Annotated in this window: 11 protein-coding genes and 1 pseudogene; 4 read left to right on the top strand and 8 right to left on the bottom strand. The window is 41.9% G+C overall.

Annotated elements, in window-relative coordinates; genetic code table 11:
* Nucleotides 1–9 precede the first annotated feature (9 nt).
* The 3 genes from V7K46_RS07690 to V7K46_RS07680 all read right to left on the bottom strand — a co-directional run bounded on the left by V7K46_RS07690 (nt 10) and on the right by V7K46_RS07680 (nt 5,117).
* Nucleotides 10–2,616: a TonB-dependent siderophore receptor gene (locus V7K46_RS07690; protein ID WP_335111968.1), complete on the bottom strand. Its 2,607-nt coding sequence runs from the start codon at nt 2,614–2,616 to the stop codon at nt 10–12.
* A gap of 148 nt (nt 2,617–2,764) precedes the next feature.
* Nucleotides 2,765–3,760, bottom strand: a complete 996-nt coding sequence (locus V7K46_RS07685) for a helix-turn-helix transcriptional regulator (protein WP_335111967.1) — start codon at nt 3,758–3,760, stop codon at nt 2,765–2,767.
* Between the two features lie 682 nt (nt 3,761–4,442).
* Nucleotides 4,443–5,117 carry a HupE/UreJ family protein gene (locus V7K46_RS07680; protein WP_335111966.1) on the bottom strand — a complete coding sequence of 225 codons (675 nt, stop codon included), beginning with the start codon at nt 5,115–5,117 and terminating at the stop codon, nt 4,443–4,445.
* Nucleotides 5,118–5,598: 481 nt separating this feature from the next.
* Between V7K46_RS07680 and V7K46_RS07675 the strand changes: the two genes are divergently transcribed.
* Both V7K46_RS07675 and V7K46_RS07670 read left to right on the top strand, forming a co-directional pair.
* Complete coding sequence (locus V7K46_RS07675; RefSeq protein WP_335111965.1) at nt 5,599–5,928, top strand: hypothetical protein; 330 nt, start codon at nt 5,599–5,601, stop codon at nt 5,926–5,928.
* A 321-nt stretch (nt 5,929–6,249) separates the two neighbouring features.
* Nucleotides 6,250–8,067: an endonuclease gene (locus tag V7K46_RS07670; RefSeq protein ID WP_335111964.1), complete on the top strand. Its 1,818-nt coding sequence runs from the start codon at nt 6,250–6,252 to the stop codon at nt 8,065–8,067.
* A 162-nt stretch (nt 8,068–8,229) separates the two neighbouring features.
* Here V7K46_RS07670 and V7K46_RS07665 read toward each other — a convergent pair.
* The 3 genes and pseudogenes from V7K46_RS07665 to V7K46_RS07655 form a co-directional block, all read right to left on the bottom strand.
* Nucleotides 8,230–8,637 (bottom strand): annotated as a pseudogene (locus tag V7K46_RS07665) (sensor histidine kinase); the annotation flags it as partial.
* A gap of 79 nt (nt 8,638–8,716) precedes the next feature.
* Nucleotides 8,717–10,468, bottom strand: a complete 1,752-nt coding sequence (locus V7K46_RS07660) for an ABC transporter ATP-binding protein (RefSeq protein WP_335111963.1) — start codon at nt 10,466–10,468, stop codon at nt 8,717–8,719.
* Between the two features lie 282 nt (nt 10,469–10,750).
* A complete protein-coding gene (locus tag V7K46_RS07655) occupies nt 10,751–11,404 on the bottom strand; it encodes a hypothetical protein (protein WP_335111962.1) in 654 nt (217 codons plus the stop codon).
* A gap of 424 nt (nt 11,405–11,828) precedes the next feature.
* On the opposite strand from V7K46_RS07655, the gene galE reads away from it, so the two are divergent.
* Nucleotides 11,829–12,827: a UDP-glucose 4-epimerase GalE gene (gene galE, locus V7K46_RS07650; protein WP_335111961.1), complete on the top strand. Its 999-nt coding sequence runs from the start codon at nt 11,829–11,831 to the stop codon at nt 12,825–12,827.
* Between the two features lie 107 nt (nt 12,828–12,934).
* Here the strand turns inward: galE and V7K46_RS07645 are convergent, their stop codons facing one another.
* Together V7K46_RS07645 and V7K46_RS07640 are read right to left on the bottom strand one after the other, a co-directional pair.
* The gene (locus V7K46_RS07645) at nt 12,935–13,633 is read right to left on the bottom strand and encodes a hypothetical protein (RefSeq protein WP_335111960.1); all 699 of its coding nucleotides are present in this window, start codon (nt 13,631–13,633) and stop codon (nt 12,935–12,937) included.
* Nucleotides 13,608–14,879, bottom strand: coding sequence for an urease accessory protein UreH domain-containing protein (locus V7K46_RS07640; RefSeq protein WP_335111959.1), 1,272 nt, complete (start codon nt 14,877–14,879; stop codon nt 13,608–13,610). Before V7K46_RS07640 ends, V7K46_RS07645 begins: the two co-directional genes overlap by 26 nt.
* A gap of 424 nt (nt 14,880–15,303) precedes the next feature.
* On the opposite strand from V7K46_RS07640, the gene V7K46_RS07635 reads away from it, so the two are divergent.
* Entirely contained in the window at nt 15,304–16,389 is a 1,086-nt protein-coding gene (locus V7K46_RS07635; RefSeq protein WP_335111958.1) for a hypothetical protein, read from the top strand.
* Nucleotides 16,390–16,467 lie beyond the last annotated feature (78 nt).

Raw genomic sequence — 16,467 nt, 5'->3', positions numbered from 1 at the left:
TTTTCTCAATTAAAACCGCACTGTGAGTGACCCGATAATCGTAAAAGGCGCACCTGGAGAATTTGCAGCAGAATAGCGCGAATTTGTATAGTATTCCACATCGAACAAGTTCTCAGCATTAATTGCTACCTCCCAGTTATTGCGTCGGTAAAATAGAGCCGCATCGAATCGAGTGTAGGCTGGTAGCTTGAAGTTGGGCGGATCAAATTGATCACCTCGGCGATCGCTAACAAAATATGCGCCAAACCCAAAGCCCAAGCCTTGCAAATCGCCGCTTTGAATTCGATAAGTTGTCCACAAGTTTGCAGAATTAGTTGGCGTAATTCTCAGCCGACTGCCCACCTCATACGTAGTATCTTCAGTGATAATCGCATCAATGTAAGAATATCCTGCTGTTAAATTCCAACCTGGTAAGATTTCACCAGTCACGCTCAAATCAATACCACGACTGCGCTGTTCTCCAACCTGAATTGAGTACTTTCCAGGATCAGGCTCGTTGAGATCAGTCGCCAAAACGTTGGATTTTGTGATGTTGTAAGCGGCTAAAAGTGCTGAGAGTTTCCCATTGAGAAAATCGCCCTTGATGCCCACTTCATACTGAGTACCGCGTGACGGGGCAAAAGCTGAATTCGTTCGAGAACGACCAGTGTTAGGCACAAAGGAACGGCTGTAGCTGGCATAGAGTGAAAGAGGCTCGATTGGTCGATAGACGATGCCAAGGCGCGGACTAAATGCTTCACCGTAATTGCTATCAACAGTACCTGCTATAATGTCACTCCCCGTGCTGTTCACCCAATCAAATTGTCCAGCAGCCACTAGGATCAGGTTATCTAGCAACTTAATCTGATCTTGCAGGTAAACACTATAGGATTGAGTGATATAAATAGAACGGCTGAGAGTGGTATCAGTGGGTAATTCGATATTATAATTAGGGTTGAAAATGTCCAGTGGCGGCAAGGGTGCAGTCAGAGAAGAAAAGAAATTCGTCACACGGTTTGCATCAAAACCGAACAGCACTTTATGGGCTACTGAACCAGTATTAAAGTTTGCTATCAGCCCTGTTTGCATCGCATAGGTTTCATATACAGGTTTATCTTTAACATATGTACCTGTAATAAATCGATCGTCAGACAAAGTGCCATATTCACTGTCTATCAAATCTATATGTTGCGAGCTGATAAATAGCGAATTACGCAGTTGAAGATTTTTATTAAACCGATGTTCAAAGGTGTACCCTCCCTGTAGTTGAGTAAGATTAATATCATTCGCACTAGGATAGCCAAAATAGCGATTAATTGGCAGTACAAATGAGCCATTACTCAACGCTGGGACTCCGGCATCAAATCCTGTTTTTTGATTGAGGTATTCAAAGTTTAGTGTCAGCTTTGTATCATCGCTGATATCCCAGGCGATGGTAGGTGCAACAAAAAATCGCTTTGTCCCTAAAAAGTCTCGAAAACTATCAGAATCCTGAAGTGCAATGTTTAGGCGATAGCGTAGGCTTCGGTCTGAATTGAGTGGAGCGGAAAGATCGGCCGTCCCTCGGTAGTAATTATAGCTGCCAGCATTGAAGCCAAACTCGTAGAATGGTTCTGATAGCGGTTGTTTGGTGGTAACGTTAATTATACCTCCGGGTTCGCCCGCTCCGAACAATACGGATGCAGGCCCACGCACTACTTCAACCTGTTCCACGTTAGAAAAGTCTCCCGGTGAGCCTGTGCCTGTAAAACCATTGAGTGTAGTTTGTGCCGGGAAGCCCCGAATTGAATAGTCACCAATGCCAAACCCTTGCCCACCATAATCTCCACTGTTCAGTGCAACACCGCTGACGTTATTTAACACATCTCGCAACCGAGTAACATTACGATCTTTAATTACCTGTTGCGGCACAATTTGAATAGTTTGAGGAATATCTCGTAAGGGCGTATCGGTGCGCGTTCCGACGCTCGTTTGTGAGGGGTTATAGCCTTCATCTCGTTCACCCGTCACCACAAGTTCAATCGGTTCATTACTTTCTGGCGATGGAAGACTAGGCTGTGTTTGACTCTCTGGCTGCTGTGGCTTCACGGAAGATGCAGCAGTTGCAACAGAGAAGATAATACCTTCATCTGGACTGTCAAACAACTCAACAGTTGGTACACCTGCTTCCCCCGTCACGCTCACCCGGATAGTATTGGCATTAAAGTTAGTAACCTTTATTTCACTAACCCCAGTAATTGGTTTAGTAGAACGGAATGTGAATGCATCACCGTTGGGTAAACGCAGTTGAGCATTGGGAATATCAGCAACAAAGTTATTGTCAGAACTTTGATTAACTACTTGTAACTGTTCTCCGTTTGATGTTTGTAAAATTATCTCCACACCTTTAGATGTGGGATTTCCCTTCACAGAAGTCACTTGTACAACTTCACCCTCCTGATTTTGGGCTGGCGGGTTCTGCTGTTGTATTTGAGCAAACCATTCTTTGACTGTTCTTGCAGAACGGTTCAGTTCTTGTACACTTTGAATTTCAGTTACTTGCTTTGCCTGAGTTGGTTGTATGACAACAGCAATAAAAAAACAGGAAATAAATAGCGATGTCCACGACGGGCTACGCCTACGCAACAGTTTCATCATTCCACACACCCAACCGGATTTTTTAAAACAGAGTTGATTATTTGACAATTATTTTTAAATAACTCTGTTTAAGAGAATACAGAAATTTGAGCGATCGCATAGATACTGAAACCGGATTTTTTAAGACGGAATCGGGATGTATTTTTTTCTATAAATATTTTTGCTGACGATATTCTCTAGGAGTGATACCAAATTGCCGCTTAAATAGATACCTAAAATGACCTATACTTTCGTACCCTACTTGAGAAGCAATTTCTGCTACTGTAAGATTAGTATCTCGCAGTAGCCGTTGTGCTTGCTCTAGCCGCAAAGATTGCACATATCCCAACACTGTAGTCCCAAAAACTTCTCTAAATCCCCGCTTGAGCTTAAAGTCATTGAGTCCGATTTCTTTGGCTAGATTTAATAGAGAAGGTGGATTGTGGAGCGTTTGATTTAAAATAGCTTTGGCATGATGTAAACGTTGAATTTCATTAGGACGGAAATAAAGCGATCGCCCCAATACCTGATTATTTTCTCCCCATTGAGCAATCTGGAGTGTCAGTAGTTCCAACACCTTTGCTTCTAAATACATTAGTCTAAGTTTTTCTCGAAAGGGACACTGCAATATTTGTTTGAGTACTAACCGCATTGCAGGCGTGGTTGCTCCTAACGGCTGATGGAATCGCTCTTTTATAGGATTTTCTATCAATTGCCGGAGCAAAGTTGGCAATTGAGCAAAGCTTGCTTGGAAACTATCAAGTAATTCAGGATACCAATAAATACCAATACATTGAGTGCGCTGCTTCGGATTAAAATGCTCAAACTCCCTAATATCAGGCAAGAAAAATAAGTAGTTATAACCTGCAACTTCTTCATAGTCGTCAATGACTCCAGGTACATTTGGTGTAGTGGTTCTCATCCCACCAGACAGAAAAAATTTAGATGTAAGAAAAGGCAAATCATCATGTATACTCTCAAAAATCACTGGTTGAGAATACTCATTGTTACAGATTACTAGCTCAAGGTTATGGCGAAGAAAAGTCCAGCGAAAGCTGCTTTGACCGAACCAAGTAGACAATTCTGCTTTTCCCTCATAGTCATTAAACTGCACATCCTCGCAAAATTCCCCAAAGTCTTCTGTCCCAGTTAGACGAATGGTCATGGTAATACTCTTAACTGCTTGTTGAGAATAGTATCAATCAGAATAAAGAGCGATGTCTACGACAAGCCCTACGGGTGACGCTCCTACGTCGCTAACGCCAGTTCCTTTATGCCTCTTAACCCGTCCGCCGGACTGGCTCACCGCTAAGAGCGTCTACGCAACTGAAAATTTCTGCAACAAGAGGGCGATAAGCCTGACGGCATGGCTAAGTTTTTCAATATCAGATGTTTCAGTTGACATCAAGTTTTGTGCCGTTTTTATCTAGACTGTGCTATGGCGTAACCGCCCAAGTTTGGCGATCGCTCTTAATATTAGGACTTACGCAAAATATCTCTCAAACTCTCATTTCTCTGTGATCTCTGCGCCTCTGTGGTTCGATTTTCCGTTAGCTGTGCGTAAGTCCTGAATATATACCAATTCCTAAATTATTTGTGAAAAGTTAGATCCCCGACTTCTCTGAGAAGTCGGGGATCTGGACACCACGAATTTGAACAAAATCAGGATTGCTATATTACATCTGTGCGATAACTGATGGTTTCTGCTGCGATCGGCTTACTTTTATCTCTTTACATTGATTTAGAGACAGCCTCTAAACCAATGTAGCGGTGCAGAGTAAATATCCAGTTTCAGAGTGATTTAGAGTTGATGAATGAATGTATTCCACTGAATTTAAATATGTAATTTAAATTATCGAATTGCTCAAAAACACGATCCCGATCGCACACAAACCGAAGCCAGCAATGCTAATTTTCCAGGGTAAAATTCGGTTTATTTCTCCCATACCCATCGCAACACCAATTTCTCTAGCACTCATGGCAACCGCAAACAGAGTTAAGGTAATGCCTAGTATATAGGCAACTATTGGCATCATTCCTGCCCCAATAATAGATTCAGCATCAGCGTAACCCTGAAATAAACCAGCACTGACGCCCACCAGAGCAAGTACCATAAAGTTTGGTTGATTTGGCATCATCAGCATAGTACCAAAAACGATGGTAGAAATGGCGATGGCCATTTCTGTGCCTAGTAAATTTAGCTGGAATAAATGAATTACAATGCCTAAGACTGCTGCTGAAACAAAACATCCAGCTATCACAGCGCCACGAACAAACACAGATGAGAGTAAGCCAATAGCAACAATACCAACTAAACAATCCAAGCCAATTACTGGATCTGCCAGTCCCCAGAGAAAGCCTTCCCAGCTGTTAGAGATGGTATGATGATCTGGTATTCCACTCAATGAACTCAGTAAGCTAATTAAGATTAGAGCTGCGATCGCCCCAATATGCCGATGCATTAACTTCAAGGTGTAAAATTCGCTCCCAGCACGGGGTTCTGATAATTTAGTTTTGAACATTACCATATGTCAAATTAGTTTTTTCGGTAATTTATACTACCCACATACCCAATAAAACTAACGTGGTAATCACGCCAGATTACACTAGCTTTATCAAGTTATGCAAATCCACGGTTATTGTAAAAGTCTTCTAATAACGGGCTGCATAAGCGTTGGCGTAGCCTCTCCAAGATTTGCCCGCAGACATCACTACCATTAATCATCAATACTTGACATTCGAGACGGTATCTACTCGACCGCAAATGTAGTTTAAAAATGTAGCTGCGATTTCCTTTTCTCCTGGTATTTTTTCCCAAGTGATACTAATTTTAAAAAAGAATACGACACATATAGCGCTTCTTGTTTGTATACAATACACTCTGACCTCACTTCCATTCCTCTCTCCTAAAAGGCTACGGTGTACACACAAGCCGGAAAAACTTCATCTATTAAAGATTTGCAGTGCGTTACGCTGGCGTAACAAAGCTAAATTGTTGCAATCATGGCGATGCGTGTGGCGGGCTACGCCTACGCATTCGTTATTTCGGCGATGCCTACGGCTGGCTACGCCTACTCATTTGTTATTTCAGCGAACTCATTTGTTATTTCGGCGAACTCATTTGTTATTTCGGCGAACTCATTTGTTATTTCGGCGAACTCATTTGTTATTTCGGCGAACTCATTTATTATTTCGGCGAACTCATTTGTTACTTCGGCGAACTCATTTGTTACTTCGGCGAACTCATTTGTTACTTCGGCGAACTCATTTGTTATTTCGGCGATGCCTACGGCTGGCTACGCCTACGCATTTGTTATTTCGGCGTGTCCATAACGCACCCTACGAAACTACTAAAATTGAAACGTATGCTGGTCATACTTGTGTGTACACCCTAGCCTAAAAGGAGAGAGGCTTTAAGGCTTACCCCCCAACGCTACAAGGGTTGGGGTTAGGGGTTAGGTCTGTATTTCATGCAATAGAGAACCGCTATAGTTAGGTGAAAATCAGTCTGGGTAAGACTTTCTCAATCCAAAATCTAAAATCTAAAATCCAAAATGGTATGGGATGGTTCACTTAACCCAATCTAAAACTTATCTTAACTGAACTCTATTAAGAAGAAGACTAATCTAGAAAGTACCTTCATTGGAAGAGAGAATGAAATTTATCAAATTACTACTACTTAGTATTGCTCTCATCTTCTTTGCATGGGTTAGTCCACTGCAAGCTAGTCAAATAGCTCAATTGCCAACTCCTTTACTTTCAGTTGCAGAACGTGAAACAACATCTCTGAAAAATTCGCAGGATGTATTGACTGTTGCAACTTTTAATGTCGAGAATTTAGACCCGAAAGATCAACGTTTTGATCAGATTGCTAAAATTATTGGCAATAATTTGAACGCACCAGATGTCATCAGTTTAATTGAAGTTCAAGATAACAACGGCCCAATCAATGATAACGTTGTAAATGCAAACCAGACTTACCAAAAACTGATTACTGCGCTCAAAAATATCGGTAGTCCAGGATACGATTTTGTTGATATTGCGCCCAGCGACGATCAAGATGGTGGAGAACCTGGAGGCAATATCCGTGTCGGTTTATTATTTCGACCCAGCCGGATAACTCTAGCAAAATTGCCCAGAAGAGGCGGTTCATTAGATGCTGTGGCTATTACTCAAGGTTCAAATGGTCTTGACCTCTCGCTCAATCCAGGTCGGATTGACCCCAGGAATAATGCTTTCGATCAAAGCCGTAAGCCACTTGCGACAGAATTTATATTTAACGATCAAAAACTGTTTATCATTGCTAATCACTTTATTTCCAAGCTTGGAGGTTCTCCCAGCGATGCTCAACGAGTCAAGCAAGCCCAAATCGTTAATGAATTCGTAGCGCAACTACTACAAGTTGACCCGCAAGCCAATGTAATTGTACTAGGTGACTTAAACGATTTACCAGATTCTTTACCTCTAAAGACCTTGGAGGGTAACATTCTTGAGAATCTGACGGTTCGTTTACCTCTTAGCGATCAGTTTAGTTTCAAATTCCGTGGAAATCCTGAACTTATTGACCATTTGTTGGTCAGTGAAAATCTTTCTGGTGTTGCTCAACCTGAAATCGACATTGTGCATGTCAACGTTGGCTTTAGTAAGCCTGTCAGCGACCATGATCCCGTGATTGCAGCATTTACATTACCTGCTAACCAGTCCACCTCTGACACAATCCCTCCCGTTAGCCAACCCACTCCTGCAAGTGATTCGGCAATTATATTGCCTCAATTATCCAAATTCGCTCTAGTTGACGAACTAGCTAAAGAGTATACGCCAAGCAAAGTCTTGAATTATGATCGGGCAAGAGACCAAATGTTTGGCATTATTGACAACCGAGCAGGTATTGTGACAGACATTTATGCCAGTTACCCAATTCGTTTGATTGGTAATGGCGATCCTAGTCAGGAAGCTGAAAAATTAGGGCTGAATACCGAACATGTTTGGCCACAAAGTAAAGGTGCTGACAAAGGTAATTCCCGAAGTGACCTTCATCATCTATTTCCTGCACGAGAAGATATTAATAGTGAGCGAGGCAATAAACCATTCGACGATATAGCCGACACAAGTACTAAAAAATGGTATCGAAATAATACTGTTCAATCTACAATTCCTAATAATGCAATTGACGAGTTTAGCGAATCAACATCTTCTGAATTTGAGCCTAGAGAGAAAGTAAAAGGAGATATAGCCAGGGCAATTTTCTACTTTTACACCATTTATCGGAATCAGGCTGAGAGAGTAGACTTAAATTACTTTCAGAATCAGCGTCAGACTTTGTGTAAATGGAATCAGCAAGACCTCCCAGATATTACTGAAATAGAACGCAGTCATGCGATCGCCCAATTTCAAGGTAATGACAATCCATTCGTGTTAGATGTCACATTAGCAGAACGGGCATACTGTAATTCCGAGAACGGTAGTGTTTGAGAATGGTTGTTTTACGTCTTAATGAGTAGACCAAATTACCATCAAACAGACTTTATCTGAATTGGAATCTGAATGATGAACTCTGTGCCTTGAAGCGGTGCAGAAATACACTTGAGTTGACCACCATGCTTGTTGATAATTTGGTAGCTATTTTAAGGTAAGTTTTAGTTGATAGTTAGCTGCTTCTAGTTCTGCCGGACTTGGCAAAGCCAGAGCCTGGGGGATGATGGGTAACAGTGCGATCGCTGTATATAGTGAGACAATAGCCGTAATAACTTTAATGAAAGTGGACAGCCAGTAAGTTGGATGCCAAAGTGTCCATACATCCATCACATGGGTTGTACCACAAGAGACGATAAAAGCTCCAAATAATAAAAGTATCCATTTGAAAGGGAAATCCTTTCGTTTGTGAACAAAGTAAACAAAGATGATTGGAATAGAATAATACACCAAAGCAATCAGAGAATCTGAGAAGATGTTTAGCCACACTAAACTCGGCTTCCAGAGGTAACAATGTCCATGTGGAATAAATGAGCTATCAGTAAAAAAAATTTGTAAAAATTCCAGCATAAACGAGATAATTTATCACATATTGAATGATAAATTATGCACACTGCATCAGAAATTGTCCTTAACGTTAAATGTTGTATTAGTGCAGTAATTCCTCAACTTGATGCTGGCTCCACAAAGTTTTGTACAGACCCTGTTGTTTCACCAGTTGTGAATGATTGCCTATCTGGACTATTCTTCCCTTTTCCATTACAAAAATTCGGTCAGCAGCTGCCGCTGCCGATAATTGATGAGTAATGAAAACTACTGTCTTTTTTTCAGTACCACCAGAGAGATTTTTGAGGATTTGTGTGGCTGTTTGATTATCCACACTAGAGAGGGCATCATCCAAAATTAATACTGGCGCATTGACCAGCATCGCTCTAGCCAAGGCAGTCCGTTGTCGTTGACCGCCAGAAAGAGTAATACCGCGTTCACCGACGAGAGTTTCGTATTGCTGGGGAAAATTGTTAATTTCTGATTCAATTTGGGCAAGTTGAGCGACAGATTCTACCTGCTCTTGTTCGCTAATTGGGTCACCGTAGCGGATATTATTTTTGATTGTAGTGCTAAATAGAAAGCTATCTTGAGGAACGTAGGCGATCGCACCTCGTAAAGAAGCCAAAGCTACCTTAGTAATATCCAGCCCATCTAAAAACAATTGTCCTGATTCAATATCCAACAAGCGCGGCAAAGCATTGGCCAAAGTAGATTTTCCTGAACCAATGGCCCCAACAATTGCCACGGTTTCTCCCGGAGCAATGGTAAAGTTAACATTTTCTAAAGCTGGAGTAGTGGAACCAGGGTAATTGTAGGTGAGATTTTTAGCTGTCAGTTCCCCTTTAAGTTCAGCCACTGGTAGATGTATGGCATCGGCTCTGTCTTGAATTTTCGGTGTGACAGAGAGAATAGATTCAAGCCTATCGATACTAACTTCACCCCGTTGGTAGGCAGTAATTGTGAATCCTAAAAGAGCAGTAGGAAAAACTAGACGCTCTACATAAATTAACAGTGCTAAAAAGTCGCCAACCTGAAGGGTTCCAGAAGACATCCGCCCCACCCCTAGCCAGATGATAACTAGTGAGCTGACATTGGCTAGCCCGCCAATTAGCGGAAACAGTGTATTTCGGAGTTTTGCCAGTTCCAGGTTAGCAGTCAATAGCTGGTGATTTTTTTTAGCAAAGGCTCGCCGCTCGTTTGCTTCTTGGGCATAGATTTTAATTAAAGCAATGCCACTGATATCCTCTTGGATGAGTTCGCTGATGTCAGAGAGTTGCTCTTGGACTGCTGCTTGTTGTTTGCGTAAGCGATTGCTAAACAAACTCACTAATAAGAACATAAAAGGGTACACTGCCAGGGCGGCTAGTGTGAGATCCACACTAATCGTTAGCATTACTGGCAGTGTCAGGGCGTAGGCAAACACCGTATTTGCCAAACTCAAAACTGCAAAACCCAATAACCGCTTGATATTGTCTACATCACTGGTAGCCCGGTTAATCAAATCGCCAGCAGTATTACTGGCAAAATAAGCTGGCTCCAGCTTGAGTAAGTGTTCAAAAATCCGTTGTTTGAGGTCAAATTCCACCTGACGCCCCACCCCAAATAGCCAAATGCGGGATGCCATCCGCATTAGCCACATTGCCGAACTGAGTAAGACAATGATTACTACGTAATGTAGGATTTGGTTCCAGCTGAAGGTTGTCGAGAGTTTGTCAACACCAGCACGAATCAACCAAGGGATATAAACGCCCAGTGCATTGACAGACAACAAAGCGAGAATTCCTAAGGACGCTTCCCGCCAATGGGGTCGTAGGTAAGCAGTGAGTTTAGCGATTCGTCGAGATTTTGCCATTAAAGCAATTTTGCAACTTTATCATCCTAGATTAACTGCTAGTCCAAGAGGGCAGCTATGTAGAGGGAATATCGCTTATAAATTAAGCTTTTGTTACCTCTTTCAACAGATAGTTATTGCCGTTCCCTTTCGCCTAAAGCAGAATAGTAATGTCTACTTCAACTTTTGGTGTGGCGGCAATCACAGCTTTAATTAATCCAGCTACTAGTACCGCTACCTGGTGGGGAACGCGGTACTAGGGCATGGCATTGTGACCTTTTGAGTTTTACTTTTTTAACTTTATTACCGCTGAACACGCAAGAACCTGTAAATTTCAAAGAGATAAGTTTCCCAAGTTCTGGTTGTCAATTGCAACGTTTCCGCATTCGGTACAAAGTCTTCAAGTCGTAAACCGCGGGCGCGAATATCTTGAGGACTTCCTTGTAATAGGTAGGGAGGCACTCTCAAATTATAAGAAAGAATGCGATCGCTTGTCACATCTGAAATGTTCCCTGCGGTGGTTTGTTGTCCTAATGCCACCAGTATCCCAGATGTTGGTGCAGCAGTTGCTACATAGGTTTCACCTGCCATTGCTAGAGGTGCCCTATAAAGTAAATAAGCGACTGCTGGTGTACTTGCTAACAGCAAAATCGTCAGTGCCCAACCTACTAAGTATCCACCTGGTTTGTCTATCCCGCCTCCTTTGATTCTCTGAGCTGCAAAAATCATCATTAAAACAGAGGCTCCTAGAGGCTTAAGTGGAAAAGACAGCATCCTCGACAACGAGGCTACAGCTGGTTCATTGGGGTTAACAAATGATAGGGCTATGATTACTAAGATAACGACTAAGATCAATCGCCCGACAAAACTTCCAGAGGGATAAAATCGCTGGAACAGAGAATATACGATAGTGCCAATCAGCAGCCACAGCAGTACCCGACTTAGCAATAGAAACATAGATTAACTCTCAAATTTTCTGGTGCGGTGAGCCAGTGTGGTGGTAAGGCAGTCCGCTTTACTAGGGGTTTCCACGCCACTTCTTCAACCGGGAGAACCCTAGTTGAAGAAGTGGCTCCCCAAAAAGAACTGCTATGTATGGTTTCCCGGCATAAAACAACTAGCGACTTCTTAGCTTTAGCGACGCTAGGAGCGTCACCCGTAAGGGTCAACCTAGAGGTTTCGGGAAATGGATTTATTTTATTGTCAAATTGTAATCGTACTGTTTGACTTAAAATACTTCAAACCTCACACCCAAAGACTACCGTCGTAGTGATTTTAGTGCAATTTTTTGACACTGCGTCTATTATTTATAATTTTCCAGAAGAGTAATGTGGCACCGGTAAACTAAATTAATTGAGTAATCCACTCAAAAGGAAAAACTATGTCGTCTGGAAAGCCTACCATTTTGGTAACGGGGGGAGCTGGATATATTGGTTCTCATACAGTGCTTGCTTTGAAGCAAGCGGGTTATAACGTTGTCATCCTTGATAATCTGGTCTATGGGCATCGTGACCTGGTAGAAACGGTTTTACAGGTAGAACTGATAGTAGGGGATACAGGCGATCGCGCCTTGCTAGATCACCTATTTAAAACCCGCGATATTGCCGCTGTGATGCACTTTTCTGCATACGCCTACGTAGGAGAGTCGGTGACTGACCCAGCTAAATATTACCGCAATAACGTTGTTGGTACTTTGACTCTGTTAGAAGCGATGCTGACAGCATCTGTGAAGAAATTTGTCTTCTCTTCTACCTGTGCCACCTATGGTGTACCGGAATTTGTACCGATTCCAGAAACCCATCCCCAAAATCCGATTAATCCCTATGGCGCTACTAAGCTGATGGTAGAGCGGATTCTCTCTGATTTTGATGTTGCTTACGGTTTCCAATCAGTACGTTTCCGCTATTTTAATGCTGCTGGTGCTAATCCCAGTGGTTTGCTTGGCGAAGATCACAACCCAGAAACCCATTTGATTCCCTTGGTGCTGATGACAGCTTTAGGCAAACGAGAATCTATCTCAATTTTCGGCACCGATTACCCTACGCCCGATGGTACTTGTATTCGAGATTATATTCACGTTAACGACTTAGCAGATGCCCATATTTTGGGATTGGAATATTTATTAAAAGGTGGCGATAGCGAAGTTTTTAATTTGGGTAATGGCAGCGGCTTCTCCGTCAGAGAAGTTATTGCAGCAGCTGAACAGGTGACAGGAATTTCCATACCAGTCGAAGAACGCTCACGCCGTCCTGGCGATCCCCCAATTCTGATTGGCACCAGCGAGAAAGCCAGAACAATCTTAGGCTGGCAACCTCAGTACCTTTCCATAAAAGATATTGTCGCTCATGCGTGGCAGTGGCATCAAAAGCGACATAAGTAGATTTGAAAGTAATTAATATTTATTGGATTGTGGCACACCTCTGTGCTTTCACTGGCACAAGGGGGACAAGGAAGAAAAATTGCTTCCTTGTCCCCCTTCCCACTCTCCTACTCCCTACCGCCTTTCATACTTTGCAGTACAACAACTAAGATGGCAATAAATGCGAAGATTGGAAGTGCGATCGCCCAAATTGGGAATTTCTGAGATTCACCCTCCACTAAATCGCCATTGACATCTCGCAGGTTTCGTGTACTATCTGTAGACCCGCCTCCTGCCACAGTAACTTCAAATTTGAACTTAAACGGTTTGAATCTTCCCCCAGAGACTGGTTTACCATTTAGTTGCAACTCATAAATACCTGGCTTGGGAAAGACAACTTCCGCACCTGGGATGCCTTTATAGCGTTCAGCTGCCACAGATTCTAACTGTGGTTCTAGGAGTGGTGGCTCTCCGGCTGCATAGGGTTCGGCATAAACAGCCAACTGACAATTACACTGTGACAGGGGAATCACCCTTCCACCTCTGCGGGTAAGTGCAAACCAGACTTGGCTTGGTTCTCCAGCTTGGGGGTTATCATTTGGTTCAACATGGAGGGTGCCACCGACATCTCCAGCTACTTCTACCTGATGAGCAGCAGCAGGGTAAAGATTAGTTATTGAGATGACTAAGCAACTCAGGAATAATAAATACTTTATTGTTCCTTGATGCCAGGAAATGCCTTTGAGCGGGTAACCTCTCTGTTTTTGACTCGTTGGGATGGAGCTAGAAAACAAGGATAATTTACCGCGATTTGGTTGGGGGAACATAAAACTTTTCTACGGCTAACTTTGACCAAAAAAAGCGCGATCGCACTAGCAAGACACCAAGAGTAATAACTCCCATCAGTACTGCCGCTAATTTATTTCCCCAAGTTGATTGCAAGGAACCCAGGTAATGGGAACCAATCAACACAGCATGAATGGTACTCAAGAGCAAGGCTGGCACACCCAATAGATGAATCTGTCGCCAACGTTTGCCCAAAGATTTCTGCAAGGATTCCCAACTCGTAAAAGCGGCGGGGGACATTAATACCAATGCTACAGCACCCGCAGCCATACCCCACTGAAATTCTTGTGGCATAAAATCAAAGGCGGCAAAATTCCATTGCAATGAGTGTTCTATCATGTGGGCGGTGTGAACCACAGAAAGCACAAAAGCTCCCACCCCCAAGGCGCGGCGATAACGCAGTGGTGAAGCCCACAACCCACTAATAGGACGCGCAATTAGCGCCAAAATTAAGCAAAATAAAGCGGCGTGTCCGGTGTAATCTACCATTGTGTCACCAGTCCGCAGCAAGGTGATGACGCCAATGGTGAGTGTCACCCAACCGCCTAATCGAAACAACTGACTGCGCCTGTCTTTACTTACCAACGATGTGGAAACGCCTACACCCAGCATAGTGGGCAGGGTTCCCAAGCCAAACGCCAGCATAGTTGCCCCACCCATCCATAAATTGCCAGTTTCAGCCGCTTTAATTTGGGCAGCATACAGGAAACCACAGGGCATTAAACCCCAAGTCATCCCCAAAAGCATTGGCGTCCACCATTTGGTTTTGAAGGAAAGCTTAATCATTCCCGCGCTGAAGCGATCGTGTAAACTACCTTGTAATAAGGGGTGTAACACGGGAATGCGCGGCAGCAAATCGGGTTTTACTTGTCCTAAGCCAAACCAAATCAGCATCACGCCAGTTATAATTGCCATCCAGCGCCGGAAGTCGCTGCCAACACCCGCTAGCTGTCCACCTTGCAACAATACCGAACCCAGCGCCCCAATCCCAGCACCGACTAAAGCATAGCTCAACATCCGCCCCAGGTTTAGCAAAAGATGAAATTTTAATTGCTGTTGCCAAGTGTCGGACTTTTCTAAGGTTGATGTCCGTCCCAAGGAAGCTTTTTGTGGAATTTTCGGCTGATGAGACAGGGAAAACGCCACTGTTAGAGGGCCACACATCCCAAAGCAATGTCCAAAACTCCCCAGGAACCCCAGGATTGCGATCAGCAATAAATCTACCATAAAAAAATTCCTGAGTTCTGAGTCATGAATCCTGAGTGTCAGAATAAAGATTTTGAAGAATTAAGAAGAAATTCTTTTCTCTTCTTCTTTGCTCAGTACTCAGCACTCCTCTAGTGCGGCAGTGTAAGTTAAGTTGCGATCGCTGTCAAAAGACAAGTTGTCAAACTTGATGTTTATTCATAGGAAAGAAAGCCTGCGTGTAAACACTTATAAAATTCCCTAAACGCGCGTAAATCCTAAATTAATAACTTGACGTATAAGGGTATATACGGTAGATTACTCTACTTTAAATTCTGTATAATTTTTATTATATAAAGTAGTATCTACTTAAAAATGTCTGTCCATTCTTTCGATTAATATCTTAATAGTATTTACAAACTTATCTTAAATAGATAATTTTTAACTAAACACGAGTAGAAAAGATATGTTATTTAACAATAAAGTATATAAAACAAATGATGTTTATGGTATAAGTCGTGACCTCCCTTTAAACTATATCAAGAGACAAGAAGTTGATCAAAAACTTATTGAAAATTTAGATAAAAAAAGACATATTGTTATATATGGTAGCTCCAAGCAGGGAAAAACATCTTTAAAAAAGAGTTGCCTTAAATCTGATGAATATATTAATATTCAATGTTTTAATCATTGGAAATTAACAGATATACATCTTGCTATTCTAAAACAAGCAGGTTACCAAACTACTCAATCTGTCAAACAAACTGCTTCTGGCAAGCAAAAGGTTGCAGCTTCTTTTGAAGGAATAGTGAATTTTTTTGGACTTGCTGGAAGTAAAGGAGCAATTGCAGCCGACACAGAACAACAAAAAACTACTGAGACTTTATTAGAAAATTTTGATGTTGATCCAGACGATGTAAATGATATTATTGCTTGCTTGAATGCGATCAACTTTCAAAAGTATATTGTTTTAGAAGATTTTCATTATCTTGATATAGATATTCAAAGAGACTTTGCAGTTGTATTAAAAGCATTTCATGAAGCATCTAAGTTTTGTTTCATAATTATAGGTGTTTGGTTAGAAGAGAATAGGTTAATTGTACATAATGGCGACTTGACTGGACGTGTGATTGCTGTAGATGCTGACAAATGGACTTATAAAGAATTGATGCAAGTAATTGATGAGGGAGCTAAATTATTAAATATTAATTTTACCGTAAATTTTAAAAATACTGTTATAAAAGAATCATATGGGAGTGTTTATATAGTTCAAGAAGTTTGTTCTCAAGCGTGTGATCAAGAACAAGTAAAAGAAACCCAAAGCCAATCATGTACCATTGGTGATAGGTTGTATGTGCATCATCTAATCAAATCTGTTGTTGATCAGCAAAATGGGCGATATATATCTTTTATAAATCAATTTTCTGAAGGATTTCAAGATACACAGTTAGAGATGTATAAATGGATTCTTTACCCTATTCTTTCACTAGGATTAAAGGAGTTACAGCAGGGAATTACTTATACACGAATACGTGATACCATTTCTGTATGAAGCTGCGCTAAATTATCACCAAGGGTAAATTTGGTTTAAGCGTGATGGGTTTAAGATTACAAGTCGAAATAAAAGAGA

Origin of the sequence: Nostoc sp. (assembly GCF_036917395.1) — a bacterium.
In the GTDB taxonomy this organism is placed as follows: Bacteria; Cyanobacteriota; Cyanobacteriia; order Cyanobacteriales; family Nostocaceae; genus Nostoc.
The sequence above is the reverse complement of the archived record's forward strand: the minus strand, read 5'-3'. Positions and strand labels throughout refer to the sequence as shown.

Coding starts and splice junctions, on each gene's coding strand:
- V7K46_RS07690 (WP_335111968.1), bottom strand. CDS start 2,616: ATGATGAAACTGTTGCGTAGGCGTAGCCCGTCGTGGACATCGCTATTT.
- V7K46_RS07685 (WP_335111967.1), bottom strand. CDS start 3,760: ATGACCATTCGTCTAACTGGGACAGAAGACTTTGGGGAATTTTGCGAG.
- V7K46_RS07680 (WP_335111966.1), bottom strand. CDS start 5,117: ATGTTCAAAACTAAATTATCAGAACCCCGTGCTGGGAGCGAATTTTAC.
- V7K46_RS07675 (WP_335111965.1), top strand. CDS start 5,599: ATGGCGATGCGTGTGGCGGGCTACGCCTACGCATTCGTTATTTCGGCG.
- V7K46_RS07670 (WP_335111964.1), top strand. CDS start 6,250: ATGAAATTTATCAAATTACTACTACTTAGTATTGCTCTCATCTTCTTT.
- V7K46_RS07660 (WP_335111963.1), bottom strand. CDS start 10,468: ATGGCAAAATCTCGACGAATCGCTAAACTCACTGCTTACCTACGACCC.
- V7K46_RS07655 (WP_335111962.1), bottom strand. CDS start 11,404: ATGTTTCTATTGCTAAGTCGGGTACTGCTGTGGCTGCTGATTGGCACT.
- galE (WP_335111961.1), top strand. CDS start 11,829: ATGTCGTCTGGAAAGCCTACCATTTTGGTAACGGGGGGAGCTGGATAT.
- V7K46_RS07645 (WP_335111960.1), bottom strand. CDS start 13,633: ATGTTCCCCCAACCAAATCGCGGTAAATTATCCTTGTTTTCTAGCTCC.
- V7K46_RS07640 (WP_335111959.1), bottom strand. CDS start 14,879: ATGGTAGATTTATTGCTGATCGCAATCCTGGGGTTCCTGGGGAGTTTT.
- V7K46_RS07635 (WP_335111958.1), top strand. CDS start 15,304: ATGTTATTTAACAATAAAGTATATAAAACAAATGATGTTTATGGTATA.